Raw genomic sequence first — 17,357 nt, 5'->3', positions numbered from 1 at the left:
TCGCAAAAAAAACGCGTGGGCACACTTCGCTTTGCCCACCCTACGAGCCCGTCTTTTATCGCCCCGCAAACAACGCCCGTTCACGCTCCACGATCTCCCCGATATAATCCGCCACCGCCCGGATCCGCGCCAGGTCCTTGCTGTCGGCGTGCATCAGCATCCAGAACGTCCTTGTGATCGAGATCTCCTCGGGCAGCACCGCCACGAGTTGCGGATAGTCGCTCGCCATGAAGTGCGGCAGCACAGCGATGCCGAAGCCTGAGAGCGTAGCGTTGAGCTGCGCGATCAGATTGGCGCTGCGGAAGCGTGCCGAGATCCGCGGCGACACCTGCGGCAAATAGTCGAGCTCCGGCGTGAACAGCAGCTCCTCGATGTAACCGACGAAGCGGTGCTGCGGCAGGTCCTGCCGCGAGACGATTTTCGGGAAACGATCGAGATAGGCAGGAGCGGCGTAGAGCCCGAGGCGGTAGTCGAGCAGCTTGCGGCCGACGATGCGGCCTTCCTTCGGCATGGTCAGGCTGATCGCGATGTCGGCCTCGCGCTTGGAGAGGCTGAACAACCGCGCGGTGGCCACAAGTTGCAGATCGAGGTCGGGATAGCGGTCCGCGAACGGGGCGAGCCTTGGCGCCAGGAAGGCGGTGCCGAAGCCATCGGGCGCGCCGATCCGCACCGTGCCGGTCAATCGCGCCACGGAGCCGCCGACCTGCTCCTGGTTGGCCACGATGGTGGATTCCATCGCCTCGGCGCTGTCGGCCACGCGCTGGCCGGATTCGGTGAGGAGATAGCCGGTCTTTCGCCGGTCAAACAGCTTGGCCGAGAGATGCTTCTCCAGCCGGTCCACACGCCGGATCACGGTGGCATGGTCGACGCCGAGCTGCTTTGCCGCAGCCGACACCGAGCCGCCCCGCACAATGGCCAGCACGAAGCGGAAGTCATCCCAGTCGATAGCGCCTTGATCCAGCATTTTCGCACATCTATGGTGCATTATCTCAGACTTGAATCCTATAAAATGCAGGTCAATAGGATTTGTCAAAGCGTCCAAGCTCGGCCTGAAGGAGATCATTCCATGCGTTCAATCGGACACTTCATCGGCGGCAAGGAGGTCAAGGGTACCTCGGGCCGCACCGCCGACGTCTTCGAGCCGATGACCGGTGACGTCCAGGCCAAGGTCGCGCTGGCGTCCAAGGCCGAGGTCCGCGCCGCCGTCGAGAACGCCCGCGCCGCACAGCCCGAATGGGCCGCCACCAATCCGCAGCGCCGCGCCCGCGTGATGATGAAGTTCGTCGAGCTGGTGCAGCGCGATTACGACAAGCTCGCCGAGCTGCTGGCGCGCGAGCACGGCAAGACCGTGCCCGACGCCAAGGGCGACATCCAGCGCGGCCTCGAAGTCGCCGAGTTCGCCTGCGGCATCCCGCATCTGATGAAGGGCGAGTACACCGAAGGTGCCGGTCCCGGCATCGACATCTATTCGATGCGGCAACCCTTGGGAGTGGTCGCCGGCATCACGCCGTTCAATTTCCCGGCGATGATCCCGATGTGGAAGTTCGCGCCCGCGATCGCCTGCGGTAACGCCTTTATCCTCAAACCATCCGAGCGCGACCCCGGCGTACCGATGCTGCTCGCCCAATTGATGATGGAGGCGGGCCTGCCGGCCGGCATCCTCAATGTCGTCAATGGCGACAAGGAAGCGGTCGACGCCATCCTCGACGACCCTGATATCAAGGCCATCGGCTTCGTCGGCTCCACGCCGATCGCGCAGTACATCTACGAGCGCGCCGCCCAGACCGGCAAGCGCTGCCAGTGCTTCGGCGGTGCCAAGAACCACGCCATCGTCATGCCTGACGCCGATATGGACCAGGCGGTCGACGCGCTGATCGGCGCGGGCTACGGCTCGGCCGGCGAGCGCTGCATGGCGGTCTCGGTCGCGGTGCCCGTCGGCAAGTCCACCGCCGACCGTCTGATGGAAAAGCTGATCCCGCGCGTCGAGTCGCTCAAGATCGGCACCTCGATCGATCCGTCGGCCGATTACGGCCCGCTGGTGACGCGCGAGGCGGTCGAAAAGGTCAAGAGCTACATCGACATCGGCATCAAGGAAGGCGCGACGCTCGCCGTCGACGGCCGCGGCTTCAAGATGCAGGGCTACGAGAACGGCTTCTATCTCGGCGGCTCGCTGTTCGACAACGTCACCAAGGACATGCGGATCTACAAGGAAGAGATCTTCGGGCCCGTGCTCTCGGTCGTGCGCGCGCACGACTACAAGGAGGCGCTGGCGCTGCCGTCCGAGCATGATTACGGCAACGGCGTTGCCATCTTCACCCGCGACGGCGACGCCGCGCGCGACTTCGCGGCCAAGGTGAATGTCGGCATGGTCGGCATCAACGTGCCGATCCCGGTGCCGATCGCCTATTACACCTTCGGCGGCTGGAAGAAGTCGGGCTTCGGCGACCTCAACCAGCACGGTCCGGATTCGGTCCGCTTCTACACCAAGACCAAGACGGTGACCTCGCGCTGGCCGTCCGGCGTCAAGGAAGGTGCGGAGTTCTCGATCCCGCTGATGAAGTAGGGGCTGTTGCCCAGCCCGTCATTGCGAGCGCAGCGAAGCAATCCAGAATCTTTCCGCAGAGTAAGTCTGGATTGCTTCGTCGCTTCGCTCCTCGCAATGACGAGGAGGTGAGGAGCCCAGCATGCAATTCGCTCTGAACGAGGATCAGATCGCGGTGCGCGACATGGCGTTGGCGTTTGCGGCGGAGAAGATCGCGCCGCATGCGCTACGCTGGGACGAAGAGAAGCATTTCCCGGTCGATGTGATGCGCGAGGCCGCAACCCTCGGCATGGGCGGCATCTACATCCGCGACGATGTCGGCGGCTCCGCCATGACGCGGTTCGACGCCGCGTTGATCTTCGAGGCGCTGGCGACCGGCTGCCCGACCACGTCGGCCTTCATCTCCATCCACAACATGGCGTCATGGATGATCGATGCCTTCGGCAGCGACACCCAGCGTCATCAATGGTTGCCAAAGCTCTGCTCGATGGAGCTGATCGCGAGCTACTGCCTGACCGAGCCGGGAGCCGGCTCCGATGCAGCGGCGTTGCGGACGCGTGCGGTGCGCGACGGCGATCACTACGTCCTCAACGGCCAGAAGCAGTTCATCTCCGGTGCCGGCGGCACCGATCTCCTGGTCGCAATGGTGCGCACCGGCGGTGATGGCCCGGGCGGCATCTCGACCCTCGTCATTGACGGCAAGACGCCGGGCGTCTCCTTCGGCGCCAATGAGCGCAAGATGGGCTGGAACGCGCAGCCGACCCGCGCCGTGATGTTCGAGAACGCCCGCGTGCCTGTTGCCAACAGGCTGAGCGAGGAGGGTGTCGGCTTCAAGATCGCGATGGCCGGCCTCGACGGCGGCCGCCTCAATATCACGGCGTGCTCGCTCGGCGGCGCGCAGACCGCGCTGGACAAGGCGCGCGCCTACATGAAGGAGCGCAAGGCGTTCGGAAAACGTCTGGATGAATTCCAGGCCTTGCAGTTCAAGCTCGCCGATATGGCGATCGAGCTCGAGGCCGCGCGCACCTTCCTGTGGCGGGCTGCGGCCGCACTGGATCGCAAGGACCACGACGCCACCATGCTGTGCGCGATGGCAAAACGCTTCGGTACCGATGTCGGTTTCGAGGTCGCCAACCATGCGCTGCAGCTGCACGGCGGCTACGGCTACTTGAGCGAATACGGCATCGAGAAGATCGTGCGCGATCTGCGCGTGCACCAGATCCTCGAAGGCACCAATGAAATCATGCGGCTCATCGTGGCGCGCAAACTGATCGAGGGCGCGCGATGAACGAAGTGGAGGAGGGCGATCTGGTCGCCCGTGTCGAGGGCGCGGCTGGCATCATCCGGCTCAACCGCCCAAAGGCCATCAATGCCGTCACGCTGGAGATGTTTCGCGACATCGAGAAGGCGCTCGACCGCTTCGAGAGCGATCCCACCGTTGCCGTGATCCTGCTGGAAGGCGCCGGTGAGCGCGGCCTGTGCGCCGGCGGCGACATCCGCACGCTCTGGGAAAGCTCGAAGGCTGGCGGCGATCTCGGCAAGATCCTGTGGCGCGAGGAATATATCCTCAACGCCCGGATCAAGAAGTTTCCAAAGCCCTATGTCGCTTTCATGGACGGCATCGTGATGGGCGGCGGCGTCGGCTTGTCCGCGCATGCGAGCCATCGGGTCGTCACGGATCGGACGAAGCTGGCGATGCCGGAGGTCGGGCTCGGCTTCTTTCCCGATGTCGGCGGCACCTATTTGTTGTCGCGCTCGCCCGGCGAGATCGGCACGTTCTTCGGCCTGACCGGCCAGACCATGAACGGGCCGGATGCGATCCACGCGAGATTTGCCGATTGGGTGGTTCCTGCAGCGAAATTGCCGGAGTTGCGTGAGGCGCTGACCAAGGTGCGCGCGGGCGCGACCGCGACTGATATCAGCAGGCTCATCAACGGTTTTGCGACCGGCGAGACCGCGGGGCCGGTCGCGGCAAAGGAGCCGGTGATTGATGCGTTGTTCGGCTTCAACCGCATGGAAGACATCTTTGCCGCGCTCAAGCGCGCCGACTCGGACTTTGCGTTGGCAACGCTCAAGACGCTCAACGAAAAATCGCCGCGCGGCATGGTGGTGACGCTGAAACTGCTGCGGCTGGCGCGCACCGCGTCGAGCCTGGAGGAATGCCTGGTGCGGGAATATCGCGCCGCGAATGAGGTCTTCCGCAGCGATGATTTCCGCGAGGGCGTGCGTGCCGCGGTAATCGACAAGGACCGCAACCCGACCTGGTCGCCGCCGCGCATCGAGGATGTGACGCCGGAGATGCTTGCACCGTATTTTGCCGAGATCGGCGCCGACGAGCTCAAATTCAACCAATAATGATCGAAGTGGAGGAAACGACAATGGCTACGATCGCATTCATCGGTCTCGGCAACATGGGCGGTCCGATGGCGGCCAATCTGGTCAAGGCCGGCCACAAGGTCGTGGCCTTTGACCTCGTCGAGGCCTCCCGCAATCAGGCCAAGGCCGATGGCGCCAGCATCGCCGACAGCGCGGCGAGCGCGGTAAGAGGCGCCGAGGTCGTCGTCACCATGCTGCCGGCCGGCAGGCACGTGCTCGCCGTCTGGAACGAGGTCGTACCTGTCATGACCAAGGGCGCGCTGATCATCGACAGCTCCACCATCGACGTCGAGAGCGCGCGGGCCGCACATGCGCTTGCGGCCCAGCATGGCGTGCTCTCGGTGGACGCGCCGGTCTCCGGTGGCACCGGTGGCGCCAAGGGCGCGTCGCTCACCTTCATGTCCGGCGGTGAGGAGGGTGCGTTCGCGGCAGCCAAGCCCGTGCTCGAAAACATGGGCAAGAAGATCGTGCATTGCGGCGGCGCCGGAGCCGGCCAGGCGGCCAAGATCTGCAACAACATGATCCTGGGCATTTCCATGATCGCGGTGAGCGAAGCCTTTGCGTTGGCTGAGAAGCTCGGCCTCTCGCATCAGGCGCTGTTCGACGTTGCCTCGACCTCGTCGGGCCAGTGCTGGTCGCTGACGAGCTATTGCCCGGTTCCCGGCCCGGTGCCGACCTCGCCGGCCAACAACGACTACAAGCCGGGCTTCGCCTCGGCGCTGATGGTGAAGGACCTGACCCTGGCGCAGGACGCCGCCAAGGCCGCCGGCGCGGCGACGCCGCTCGGCAAGCATGCGCAGGAGATCTACCAGTCTTTCGACGCAGCCGGCCATGGCGGGGTGGATTTTTCCGGAATTATCAAGCACGTTAGGGAGCTGGCCGGGAAATCTTGATGACGACATTTCAGGAAGCGCGCGCGTTTCTGCTTCAGCACCGCACGGATTACGAGACAGCGGTCAGGGATTTCCGCTGGCCCGATCCTGATCCCTTCAACTGGGCGCTCGACTGGTTCGACGCCGAGCTGGCGACGAATGCGGAGAGCAAGGATCGGCCCGCGCTCTGGATTGTCGATGCTGCGCAGGACAAGCAGACGAAACTGTCCTTTGCGGCGCTCTCGCAGCGCTCCAACCAGGTCGCCAACTTCCTCCGTGCGCAGGGCCTGAAGCGCGGTGATCACCTCCTGCTGCTGCTCGGCAATGTGGTTCCGTTGTGGGAGACGATGCTCGCCGCAATGAAGCTCGGCGTCGTCGTGATCCCCGCGACCACGCTGCTCACGGCCGACGAGCTGCGCGACCGGCTCGATCGCGGCAAGGCGAAGGCGGTGGTGGCCGCACAGGATCAGGTCGCGAAGTTTGCCAGCCTTGGCGTCGATGGTGTCGCGCGCATCGTTGTGGGCGAGACGTCCGAGGGCTGGCTCGCTTACGACGAAGCGGCGAAGGCGCCTGTGAGTTTCACGCCCGACGGCCCGACCAACGCTGACGACCCGATGCTGCTCTATTTCACCTCGGGCACGACGGCAAAGCCGAAGCTGGTGCGGCATAGCCAGCGCAGCTATCCGGTCGGGCATCTGTCGACCATGTACTGGATTGGGCTAAAGCCCGGCGACGTCCATCTCAACATCTCCTCGCCCGGCTGGGCCAAGCACGCCTGGAGCTGCTTCTTCGCGCCGTGGAATGCGGGTGCGACCGTGTTTGTGGTCAACCAGCCGCGCTTCGACGCGAAGGGCCTGCTTGCCACCATCGGCCGCTGCGGCGTCACCACGCTGTGCGCGCCGCCGACGGTGTGGCGATTGTTCATCCAGGAGAACCTGTCCTCGTTCAAGGTTGCCTTGCGCGAAGTCTGCGGCGCGGGCGAGCCGCTCAATCCTGAGGTGATCGACCAGGTTCAGGCTGCCTGGGGTCTGACCATCCGCGACGGCTATGGCCAGACCGAGACGACCGCGCTTGCCGGCAACTCGCCTGGGCAAAAGATCAAGGTTGGTTCGATGGGCCGGCCGCTGCCGGGCTACCGTGTGCAAGTCAGCGACGCCGACGGCCATCCAGCCAAGGAAGGTGAGGTGGCGCTGCTGCTGGGCGCTGCTCGTCCCGCCGGCCTGATGCAAGGCTATCAGGGCGACGACGGTAAGCTGTCGGGCGCGGAAGGCGAGCTCTATCGCAGTGGCGATGTCGTCTTCGCAGACGAGGACGGCTATCTCACCTTCGTCGGCCGCTCCGACGACGTGTTCAAATCCTCCGACTATCGCATCAGCCCCTTCGAGCTCGAGAGCGTGCTGCTCGAGCATGAGCTCGTCGCGGAAGCCGCGGTGGTGCCGAGCCCCGATCCCATCAGGCTCGCGATTCCCAAGGCCTTCGTGCTGCTGACCGCGGGCGCCGAGCGGACGCCGGAGACGGCGCTTTCCATCTTCAAGCACCTGCACACCCGGCTTGCGCCGTTCAAGCGCATCCGCCGGCTGGAAATCGTCTCCGAGCTGCCGAAGACGATCTCTGGCAAAATCCGCCGCGTGCAGCTACGACGGCTCGAACGCGACAACGATCGCGACGATCCGCTGCGCGGCCGGGAATTCCGTGAGGAGGATTTTCCGGAGCTGCCAAGAACACGGGGCGATAGTTAAGTGAGATCTCGTCATTCCGGGGCGCGCGAAGCGCGAGCCCGGAATCCATTTCGCAACACGCTCTGCGGCGCGATGGATTCCGGACTCGATGCTCCGCATCGCCCCGGAATGACGGAATGAGGAGTTATCAATGAACCAAATCTGGAAGAAGCCGCCGATCACGCTTCAGGCCTATCAGGCCCTGGTCGGCAAGGAGATCGGCGTGTCGTCCTGGCACCTGATCGACCAGCCCCGCATCGACGCCTATGCCGACGTGATCGAGGATCACCAGTTCATCCACGTCGATCCCCAGAGGGCAAAGCAGGAGACGGCGTACGGCACCACCATCGCGCACGGCTTTCTGACGATGTCGCTGCTGTCAATCATGTCGTATGAGGTGATGCCGGTCATCGCCGGCACCACGATGGGCGTGAACTACGGCTTCGACAAGCTGCGCTTCATCTCGCCGGTGCGTTCCGGAAAGCGCGTCCGCGGCCGATTTGTGCTGGCCGAGGCCAAGCTGCGCAAGCCCAACGAATTTCAGACCCGCACCAACGTGACGGTAGAGATCGAAGGCGAGGAAAAGCCGGCGCTGGTCGCCGAGTGGCTCGGCCTGACCTATTTCGCCTGACTTGAGGCGTCGTTGCCGGGCTTGACCCGGCAACCCATCGCTGCTCAAAAGCCTGTCGATTTTGATGGATGGCCGGGTCAAGCCTGGCCATGACGGTCTAACATCCAGGAAGCGCACTCATGGCAATCAGGTTCGACGGACGCGTAGCCATCGTCACCGGCGCGGGCAATGGTCTCGGCAAGGCGCACGCGCTGGGCCTCGCCAGCCGCGGCGCCAAGGTCGTGGTCAATGATTTCGGTGGCGCGCGTGACGGCAGCGGAGGCTCGCTGTCGCCGGCAGAGGCCGTGGTCGAGGAGATCCGCAAAGCCGGCGGCACCGCCATGGCCGATGGCGCCGACGTCTCGAACTTCGAGCAGGTGACCACCATGGTCGAGCGCGCCACCAAGGAGTGGGGCAGCGTCGACATCATGTGCGCCAATGCCGGCATCCTGCGTGACAAGTCGTTCGGCAAGATGGAAGCAGCCGACTTCCAGAAGGTGCTCGACGTGCATCTGGTCGGTACTTTCTATTGCTGCAAGGCGGTGTGGGCCGGCATGCGCGACCGCAACTACGGCCGCATCGTGCTGACCACGTCCTCCTCCGGCCTCTACGGCAATTTCGGCCAGGCCAATTATGGCGCGGCCAAGTCGGGCATGGTCGGGCTGATGAATGTGCTCGCGGAAGAGGGCCGCAAGAACAACATCCGCGTCAACATCATCTCGCCGACCGCCGCGACCCGCATGACTGAAGAGCTGCTGCCGCCGCAAGCGCTGCAACTGATGAAGCCGAACGCGATCACGCCGGCGGTCGAATACATGCTGAGCGAGGACGCGCCGACCCGCACCATCATGGGTGCCGGCGCCGGCTCCTTCGCCGTGATCAAGATCGTCGAGAGCGAAGGCATCAACCTGCCCGAGTCCGACTGGACCCCGGACGCGATCGCGGCTCATTTCGCCGAGATCAGCGACATGTCCAAGGCCAAGGCGCTCGCCGGTGCGTTCGAGCAGACGCAAAAGTATGTCGCACAGGCAGCAGTGCGGGCGGGGATCAAGCTCTGACCGACGTCGCCGTCATCGGTGCCGGTCCCGCCGGGCTGATGGCGGCAGAGGTGCTGGCGCAAGGCGGCGCCCGCGTCACCGTCTACGATGCCATGCCGTCGGCCGGCCGCAAATTTTTGATGGCGGGTCGGGGCGGGCTCAACCTCACCCACAGCGAGCCGCTGGCGGATTTCCTCCCGCGTTACCGGGAGGCGATGCCGCGCTTGCGCGATGCGATCGAGGCGTTTCCGCCCGACGCGCTGCGCGACTGGAGCGCGGGCCTCGGGCAGCTGACCTTCGTCGGCAGCAGCGGACGGGTGTTTCCAAAGACGTTCAAGGCCTCGCCCTTGCTGCGCGGCTGGCTCCGGCGGCTCGATGCGGCGGGTGTGCAGTTCGCCTTTCGCCATCGCTGGACCGGATGGGACGCGGAGGGACGGCTCAAGTTTCGCGCGCCGGACGGCACGCTTGCCATCGCCGCTGGTGCAACGGTGCTCGCACTCGGCGGTGCGAGCTGGCCGCGGCTGGGCTCGGACGGTGGCTGGGCCGATATCCTCGCTGCAAAGGGCATCGCCATCTCAAAGCTTCGGCCCGCGAATTCCGGCTTCACGGTCGCGTGGTCAGACGTGTTTCGGGATCGGTTCGAAGGTCAGCCGCTCAAAGGCGTGGCGCTGACGGTCGGTCCGCACACTGTGCGCGGCGAAGCCATGATCACGCGCAGCGGCATCGAAGGCGGCGCGATCTACGCACTGTCGGCGGAGCTGCGTGAGGCGGTGCTGGGGATCGGGCAGGCGACGCTGACGATCGCGCTGCGGCCGGATCTCGACACCGCCGCGCTGACCATGCGGCTGTCAGGCACGCGCGGCAAGCAGTCGCTCGCAAACTTCCTGCGCAAGGCGGCGCAATTGTCGCCGGTCGGTATTGGCCTGATGCAGGAGGCGGCGATCGGATCAGGTCGGCAGCTGGCCTCGTTCTCGCCGGCGGAGCTGGCGCATCTGGCGAATGCGATTCCGGTTCAGCTGACCGGCGTCGCGCCGATCGAGCGCGCGATTTCGACTGCGGGCGGGATTGCCCTCGACGAACTCGATGATCACTTCATGCTGCGCAAGCTGCCCGGCGTGTTCGCCGCTGGCGAGATGCTGGATTGGGAAGCGCCGACCGGCGGCTATCTGCTGCAAGCCTCGTTTGCGACAGGTGTGGCGGCGGGCAGGGGTGTGTTGGCGTGGCTCGCTGGCTCAACATGGTCATTGCGAGCGTAGCGAAGCAATCCAGAATCTTTCCGCGCTGACAGTCTGGATTGCTTCGTCGCAAGAGCTCCTCGCAATGACGCTCGAGAGAGCAGGACGCATTTACCGCAGCTTCCCGCGCGCAGCCACCGGCAGCGTGCCGATGATCTCATCGCCGCGCACCATCACCACCTCGTCCATCATGTTGACGACGACGCAGACATGGTTCGGCACGATGCGGACGACGTCGCCGACGTTCGGCCGGGTGTTGCTGCGCGAGAGGTCGAGGAAGCCGTGCTCCTCGGCGAATTTTGCGATTCTAGCTTCGGGGTGCTCGAGGATCAGGCCGTGGCCGTCGAGCCCGCCGGTGTCTGACGTCAGCGTCTTCGAGCCGGCATCGAGGATGCCGCGCTCGGGGGCCGCGCGGCTCACCACGGTCGAATAAATATGCAGCGCGCAATCGTCCCAGCTGGCGACGCCGGCTGCGACCTGCATGCGGTCGTTGTAGATGTAGGTGCCGAAGCGATGCTCGGTGCCGCCCTTGAGCTTGCCGATATTGACGAGGTTGGGCGTGCCGCCGGTCGAGACGATTTTTGCGTCCAGCCCGTGCGCGCGTACGCCGGCCAGCGCCTCGTCGTAGAATTTCTGCGCATCGGCCCAGCCGGTCTCGGTCGGATACAGCATGAAGCCGGCGAACTCGAGCCCCTTAGACGCGGCGATCTCGCGCGCCAGCGCGATCGCTTCCGCCGGCGTCTCAACGCCCGCGCGCTTGCGACCCGTGTCGCATTCGACCACGACCGAAAGCGGATGGCCGGACGCCTCGGCGGCCTTCGGCAAGCCCGCAACGACCGTCGAGTTATCGGCCGCCACGGTCATCCTGGTCTTGGCATTGAGCGCGCCGAGCCGCGCCATCTTCTCTTCGCCCAATAGATTGTAGCTGATCAGGATGTCGTCGATCCCTGCATTGGCCATGATCTCGGCCTCGCCGATCTTCTGGCAGGTGATGCCCTTGGCGCCGGCCGCGACCTGCATCTTCGCAATGGTCGGGTTCTTGTGCGTCTTGATGTGCGGGCGATTGGCGACGCCGGCGTCGTCGCAGGCCTTCTGGATCCGGGCAATGTTGCGCTCGACCTTGTCCATGTCGATGACGGCACAGGGCGTGCCATATTCGCGGGCGATTTTTGCAGCAAGGGTCGTTGTCATGGGTTAAGCCTGTTCTATCTCTTCGCGAAGCATTTCAAGTTCGAGCCAGCGCTCTTCGGCGGCTGACAAATCTTCATGCGCCTTGGCGATGGCGGCGGATGTGTCGTCGAATGTCTTGCGATCCCTGGCGTACAGATTTGGATCGTCGAGCACGCGTTGCAGCCTGGCGATGTCGGCGTGCAACGTCTCCATCTTCTGCGGCAGCGTCTCCAGCGCGTGCTTCTCGTTGAAGCTCAGCTTGCGCTTGGGCGTGGCAGTGCGGGCCGCAGCACGCTCCTCTTTCTTCTCCGCTGGCGCCTGCGTCTTGCTCGTCTCGCGCTTCAGGTCCGCACCGCGCTGCGCCAGCATGTCGCTGTAGCCGCCGGCATATTCGATCCACTTGCCGTCGCCGTCGGGCGCGATCACCGAGGTGACGACGCGGTCGAGGAAGTCGCGATCATGGCTGATCAGGATGACCGTGCCCTCGTAATCGCCGAGCATCTCCTCGAGCACGTCGAGGGTTTCGAGATCGAGATCATTGGTGGGCTCGTCCAGCACCAGCAGGTTGGACGGTTTCGCCAGCGCGCGCGCCAGCATCAGCCGGCCGCGCTCGCCGCCCGAGAGCACCTCCAGCGGGGTGCCGCGTTGCTCCTGCGCGAACAGGAAGTCCTTCATGTAGCCGACGACATGCTTGGGCTTGCCGCCGACCATGACATGGTCGCCGCGGCCGCCGGTCAGCGCTTCCGCGAGTGTCGATTTCGGATCGAGGCTTTCGCGGTGCTGGTCGAGCGTGGCCATCTCCAGATTCGCGCCGAGCCGCACCGTGCCGGTGTCAGGCTGCATGCCCCCGGTGAGCAGATTGACCAGCGTGGTCTTGCCGGCGCCGTTCGGCCCGATGATGCCGAGCCGGTCGCCGCGCTGGATGCGGGTGGAGAAGACGTCGACGATCACGCGATCGCCAAACGCCTTGGTGATGCCCTTGGCCTCGATCACCAGCTTGCCGGATTGCTCTGCCTCCGCCGCGGCGAGACTGGCGGTGCCGGCGGTGCCGCGATAGTTGCGGCGCTGGTCGCGCAGCGCATGCAGATTGGCGAGGCGCTTGACGTTGCGCTTGCGCCGGCCGGAGACGCCGTGGCGCAGCCAGTGCTCCTCGTCGACGATCTTGCGGTCGAGCTTGTGCTGGTCGCGCTCTTCTTCAGCCAGTACCTCATCGCGCCAGGTCTCGAATGCGGCAAAGCCGCGATCGATCTGCTTGATCTTGCCGCGGTCGAGCCAGGCGGTGGAACGCGAGAGATTGGTGAGGAAGCGGCGGTCGTGGCTGATGATCACGAGCGCGCTGCGCCGGGAGTCGAGCTCCTTTTCCAGCCACTCGATGGTGGAGAGATCGAGATGGTTGGTCGGCTCGTCCAGCAGCAGGATGTCGGGCGAGGGCGCCAGCACCCGCGCCAGCGCGGCGCGGCGCGCCTCGCCGCCGGAGGCGTTCGCCGGGTTCTCGCTGCCGGTAAGCCCGAGCTGCTCGATCAGGTAGCGCGCCTGATAGGGGTCGTCGCCGGGCGCGAGACCGGCCTCGACATAGGCGAGCAGGGTCTTGTGCTCGCCGAAGTCAGGCTCCTGCGGCAGATAGCGAATGGTCGCACCCGGCTGCACGAAGCGCGTGCCGTCGTCGGGCTCGACCAGGCCAGCCGCGATCTTCAACAGCGTCGACTTGCCGGAGCCGTTGCGGCCGATCAGGCAGACGCGCTCGGATGGCGCGACATTGAGCTCGACGCCCGACAGCAGCGGGGTGCCGCCGAAGGTCAGCTTGATGTCCTTGAGTTGGATCAGCGGCGGCGCCATCGTCAGCCCTGGCTCGTAGCAGCCTGATCGGCGCGGCGGCGCTGGATCCGGCGCAACGTCTGGTCGAGCGCCGAGAGGAAAGCGGAGCGGTCGCGCGGCGCGAACGAGCGCGGGCCCCCGGTGACCTCGCCGGCCGAGCGCAGATCCGTCATCAGATTGCGCACCGCCAGTGTCATGCCGATCGATTCCTCCGTGAACGGCTTGCCGTTCGGCGCGATCACGTCGGCCCCCGCCTTGACGCAGCGGCTGGCCAGCGGAATGTCAGACGTGATGACGACGTCGCCGGGCCTCGCCCGCTCTGCGATCCAGTCGTCGGCCGCGTCCATGCCGGCGCCGGCAGCGATGCGTTCGATCAGGGGGTCCTGCGGCACGCGGATAAAATTGCCGGCGACCACGCTGACGGGCACGCGGTGCCTGAGCGCGACGCGATAGATCTCGTCCTTCACCGGGCAGGCGTCGGCGTCGACATAGATGCGGGTGGAAGTGTCTGTCATTGGCCGCGTGGTACCGCATTCGGGCCGCAAAGGCGAGGGGATTGACCCCTGTTCCCCGGGGCCTACGATCAGCCCTGAACAACAAGAATATTGGGGAAGCCAAAGCCATGCCGAACCGGCTCGAAACCTGGCGCGTCGAGGCCTACAACACCGCCAAACAGTCCGAAAACAAGATGCACGACGACGCGGTGGCGCGCCGCTTCGGCTTTGCCGGCGGGCTGGTCCCCGGCGTCGATGTCTTCGCCTACATGATGCACGTGCCGGTGGCGCGCTGGGGCCGCGATTTTCTTGCCCGCGGTCTCGTCGAGGCCCGCTTCATCAAGCCGGTATATGACGGCGAGGTCGCGGATGTGGACGCCACCGAGCACAACGGCCTGCTGACGATCGAGGTGTTCAGCCGCACCGAGCTGTGTGCGACGGGCACAGCCTCGCTGCCGGCGACAGCGCCTGCGGTGTCGCTAGGCGACTATGTCGAAGTGCCCGCGATCGCCGAGCGCAAGCCGGTCAGCCCTTCGACCTTCGAAGTCGGCAAGTGGCTGGGCACGGCGCCGCGCCGCTGGGCCGGGCAGGCGGCGAGCGACTATCTCGCCGACATCAGGGAGACGGATCCGATTTTCGTGCGTGAGGGCCTCGGCCATCCCGGCCTGATCCAGCGTGTGATGAACCGCGCGCTGGTCGACAACACCATCCTCGGCCCATGGATCCATGTCGGCAGCCGCATGCAGCTGCTGTCGACCGCACGCATCGGCGACGAGATTGTCGCGCGGGCGAAGGTCACTGCGAATTACGAGAAGAAAGGCCACCGCTTCGTCGAGCTCGACGCGCTGGTCGTCGCCAACGGCACGACGCCGATTGCACGCTGCCAGCACATTGCGATCTACCAGCCGCGCGAGCAGGCCGCGGCGTAGCTAACCACCCCTGTCATTCCGGGGCGATGCGAAGCATCGAACTATGGTGCGCAATTGCGCACCTGAGAACCTCGAGATTCCGGGTTCGGTCCTGCGGACCGCCCCGGAATGACAAACAACCCTTACGCCGCCTTCCGCTTCGCATCCTGGATTGCGCGCCACACCCGCTCCGGGGTTAGCGGCATGTCGATGTGCTTGATGCCGTAGTCGGAAAGCGCATCGAGCACGGCGTTGACCACCGTCGACAAGCTGCCGGCGCAGCCGGCTTCGCCGCAGCCCTTGCTGCCGAGCGGATTGGTCGTGGCCGGCACCGGGTGATCGCCGACCGTCATGTTGGGCACGTCCTCCGCGCGCGGCAGGGCGTAGTCCATCAGCGAGCCCGTGATCGGCTGGCCGCTCTCGTCGTAGCGGACGTGCTCCATCAGCGCCTGGCCAATGCCCTGGACCACACCGCCATGGAGCTGGCCCGCGACCAGCATCGGGTTGATCACCGTGCCGAAATCGTTCACCGCGCTGTAGCGCACGATCTGCACCACGCCGGTGTCCGGATCGATCTCGACTTCGGCGACATGGCAGCCGTTCGGAAAAGCCGAGGGCACCGGCTCGCTGGTGTGATCGACGTCGAGTGAGTCAGGCACGCCATCGGGCACCTTGCCGTCGTGAAGCTTTCTGGCAAGCTCCATGATGTCGATGCTGCGGTCGGTGCCGGCAATGGTGAAGCTGCCCTCTGCGAACTCGATGTCGGCCTCGGAGGCCTCCAGCAGGTGCGCGGCCGCGCGCTTGCCCTTCTCGATGACGAGCTTGGCGGCCTCGACGATCGCCATGCCGGTTGCCGTGATCGAGCGCGAACCGCCCGTGCCGTTGCCGGTGTGAACGATGTCGCTGTCGCCCTGGACGAGCTTCACGCTCTCGAAGGGAACCCCTAACTGCGCGCAAAGCACCTGTGCGAACGGGGTGGCATGGCCCTGGCCGTAGTCGAGCGTACCGGTGATGAGCTGCACAGTGCCATCAGGATCGAACACGATCTTGCCGAGTTCGACGCCGGGCGGCGCCGTGACCTCGAGATAGGAGCCGACCGCGATGCCGCGCAGCTTGCCGGCCTTCTTGCTCTCCTTCTTGCGCTTGGGGAAGTTCTCGTGGTCGGAGATCTCGAGCGCCTTGTTGAACACGGCCTGGAAGTCGCCGCTGTCATAGGTGACGCCTGACGAGGCCGGGAACGGCATCTGGTTCGGCTTGATGAAGTTGCGCTTGCGCAGGGTCAGCCGGTTGATGCCCATCTCGTCGGCGGCGCGGTCGATCAGCCGCTCCATGTAGTAGTTGGCCTCGGGCCGTCCCGCGCCGCGATAGGCCCCCATCAGCGTTGTGTTGGTCAAGACCGTCTTGATGTCGATCGCCATCAGCGGCGTGCGGTAGACGCTGGAGAAGTTCTTGCCGGTGTTGAGCGAGAGCGGGCTGGGCGCAACGCCCGTGATATAGGCGCCGAGATTGCCGTAGCCGGACAGTTTTGCTGCGAGGAAGTGCCCTTCGGCATCGAGCGCCAGCTCGGCATGGATCTTCTGCGCGCGGCCGTGGCTGTCGGAGAGGAAGCTGGTCGAGCGCTCGTCGAGCCACTTCACCGGGCGCCCGAGCGCCTTCGCCGCGTACAGGATGCACATATACTCGGGATAGTTCACGTTCTTCATGCCGAACGAGCCGCCGACATTGGCGGTGAGGATGCGCACCTTCTCGTTCGGCACTTTCAAATTCTTGGCGAGGTTGGCGCGGTTGCCCGCAACGCCCTGCGTCGGCATCTGGATGGTGTAGCGCTCGGTGGCCTTGTCGTACGAGGCAAGCCCGACGCGCGGTTCCATCGACACCACGGCGACACGGGTGTTCTCGATGTCGATCCTTGTGACATGGGCGGCGCTGGCGAAGGCCGCGTTCACCTTCTCGGTGTCGCCATAGTGATAGTCGAGCGCGACGTTGTTGGGGATGTGGTCATAGAGCTGCGGCGCGCCGGGCTTGGCAGCTTCCTCGGGATCCGTGACCGCCGGCAGCGGCTCGATATCGAGCTCGACCGCCTCGGCCGCATCGCGGGCCTGGGCCAGCGTCTCCGCTACCACGAAGGCGACGGGATCGCCGACGAAGCGCACCTTGTCGGTGGCCAGCGGCTGGCGGTTGGTCTGGAGCAGGGGCGAGCCGTCACGGCTTTTCAGCGGCAGGCCGCAGGTGAAGGGGCCGTAGCCCGCGGCATTCAGATCCGTCCCGGTCCAGACGCCGAGCACGCCCGGCATCGCCTTGGCGGCGTCGATGCCGATGCCGCGGATCACGCCATGGGCATGGGTGGAGCGGACGATCACGGCATAGGCCTGGCCCGGCAGGTTGAAATCGTCGGTGTAGCGGCCCTTGCCGCGCACCAGGGTGTCGTCCTCCTTGCGGCGGACGGGTTGCCCGACGCCATATTTTTGCAGTGCAATAGCGTTTTCGAGCGTGGACGATTTGGTGTGTTCTTGCATGGGAATTGACCTGAAAAGCCGGCAATTGCGCGTTTTGGGGGGGCGCCTGGAGGGCCGGACCCTG

General features: G+C 65.3%; 14 protein-coding genes. 9 read left to right on the top strand and 5 right to left on the bottom strand.

Features of this window, described 5'->3' with window-relative positions; genetic code table 11:
* Window positions 1-55: 55 nt before the first annotated feature.
* Window positions 56-964: a LysR family transcriptional regulator gene (locus ACNJX9_RS24320; protein WP_057758154.1), complete on the bottom strand. Its 909-nt coding sequence runs from the start codon at window positions 962-964 to the stop codon at window positions 56-58.
* Between the two features lie 102 nt (window positions 965-1,066).
* Here ACNJX9_RS24320 and ACNJX9_RS24315 point away from each other — a divergent pair, with 102 nt between their 5' ends.
* The 8 genes from ACNJX9_RS24315 (at window position 1,067) to ACNJX9_RS24280 (ending at window position 10,411) form a co-directional block, all read left to right on the top strand.
* Window positions 1,067-2,563 (top strand): CoA-acylating methylmalonate-semialdehyde dehydrogenase, encoded by a 1,497-nt coding sequence (locus tag ACNJX9_RS24315; protein WP_271603124.1) that lies wholly within the window; start codon window positions 1,067-1,069, stop codon window positions 2,561-2,563.
* A gap of 121 nt (window positions 2,564-2,684) precedes the next feature.
* Window positions 2,685-3,830, top strand: coding sequence for an isobutyryl-CoA dehydrogenase (locus tag ACNJX9_RS24310; protein ID WP_439404549.1), 1,146 nt, complete (start codon window positions 2,685-2,687; stop codon window positions 3,828-3,830).
* Entirely contained in the window at window positions 3,827-4,897 is a 1,071-nt protein-coding gene (locus tag ACNJX9_RS24305) for an enoyl-CoA hydratase/isomerase family protein (protein WP_439404548.1), read from the top strand. Before ACNJX9_RS24310 ends, ACNJX9_RS24305 begins: the two co-directional genes overlap by 4 nt.
* Window positions 4,898-4,920: 23 nt before the next feature.
* Window positions 4,921-5,811, top strand: a complete 891-nt coding sequence (gene mmsB, locus ACNJX9_RS24300; protein WP_439404546.1) for a 3-hydroxyisobutyrate dehydrogenase — start codon at window positions 4,921-4,923, stop codon at window positions 5,809-5,811.
* The gene (locus tag ACNJX9_RS24295) at window positions 5,811-7,529 is read left to right on the top strand and encodes an AMP-binding protein (RefSeq protein WP_439404544.1); all 1,719 of its coding nucleotides are present in this window, start codon (window positions 5,811-5,813) and stop codon (window positions 7,527-7,529) included. Before mmsB ends, ACNJX9_RS24295 begins: the two co-directional genes overlap by 1 nt.
* Window positions 7,530-7,659: 130 nt before the next feature.
* Entirely contained in the window at window positions 7,660-8,139 is a 480-nt protein-coding gene (locus ACNJX9_RS24290; protein ID WP_057758142.1) for a MaoC family dehydratase, read from the top strand.
* 119 nt (window positions 8,140-8,258) lie between these two features.
* On the top strand, window positions 8,259-9,176 hold the full coding sequence (locus ACNJX9_RS24285) for an SDR family NAD(P)-dependent oxidoreductase (RefSeq protein ID WP_057758140.1): 918 nt from the start codon (window positions 8,259-8,261) through the stop codon (window positions 9,174-9,176).
* Complete coding sequence (locus ACNJX9_RS24280) at window positions 9,173-10,411, top strand: NAD(P)/FAD-dependent oxidoreductase (protein ID WP_439410118.1); 1,239 nt, start codon at window positions 9,173-9,175, stop codon at window positions 10,409-10,411. Before ACNJX9_RS24285 ends, ACNJX9_RS24280 begins: the two co-directional genes overlap by 4 nt.
* Window positions 10,412-10,501: 90 nt before the next feature.
* On the opposite strand, the gene ACNJX9_RS24275 is transcribed toward ACNJX9_RS24280, so the two are convergent.
* Genes ACNJX9_RS24275 through ACNJX9_RS24265 form a run of 3 tightly spaced genes read right to left on the bottom strand, consistent with a single transcriptional unit; the run spans window position 10,502 to window position 13,890 of the window.
* The gene (locus ACNJX9_RS24275; protein ID WP_439404541.1) at window positions 10,502-11,581 is read right to left on the bottom strand and encodes a D-TA family PLP-dependent enzyme; all 1,080 of its coding nucleotides are present in this window, start codon (window positions 11,579-11,581) and stop codon (window positions 10,502-10,504) included.
* A gap of 3 nt (window positions 11,582-11,584) precedes the next feature.
* Entirely contained in the window at window positions 11,585-13,396 is a 1,812-nt protein-coding gene (locus tag ACNJX9_RS24270) for an ABC-F family ATP-binding cassette domain-containing protein (protein WP_439404540.1), read from the bottom strand.
* A gap of 2 nt (window positions 13,397-13,398) precedes the next feature.
* On the bottom strand, window positions 13,399-13,890 hold the full coding sequence (locus ACNJX9_RS24265) for a YaiI/YqxD family protein (RefSeq protein ID WP_439404538.1): 492 nt from the start codon (window positions 13,888-13,890) through the stop codon (window positions 13,399-13,401).
* A 107-nt stretch (window positions 13,891-13,997) separates the two neighbouring features.
* Between ACNJX9_RS24265 and ACNJX9_RS24260 the strand changes: the two genes are divergently transcribed.
* Complete coding sequence (locus ACNJX9_RS24260) at window positions 13,998-14,798, top strand: hypothetical protein (RefSeq protein WP_439404537.1); 801 nt, start codon at window positions 13,998-14,000, stop codon at window positions 14,796-14,798.
* Window positions 14,799-14,920: 122 nt separating this feature from the next.
* Here the strand turns inward: ACNJX9_RS24260 and ACNJX9_RS24255 are convergent, their stop codons facing one another.
* Entirely contained in the window at window positions 14,921-17,293 is a 2,373-nt protein-coding gene (locus tag ACNJX9_RS24255; RefSeq protein WP_439404536.1) for a xanthine dehydrogenase family protein molybdopterin-binding subunit, read from the bottom strand.
* Window positions 17,294-17,357 lie beyond the last annotated feature (64 nt).

It is taken from the genome of Bradyrhizobium sp. BLXBL-03, assembly GCF_051853015.1.
Lineage (GTDB): Bacteria > Pseudomonadota > Alphaproteobacteria > Rhizobiales > Xanthobacteraceae > Bradyrhizobium > Bradyrhizobium manausense.
This window is presented reverse-complemented; position numbering and strand designations above follow the sequence as displayed.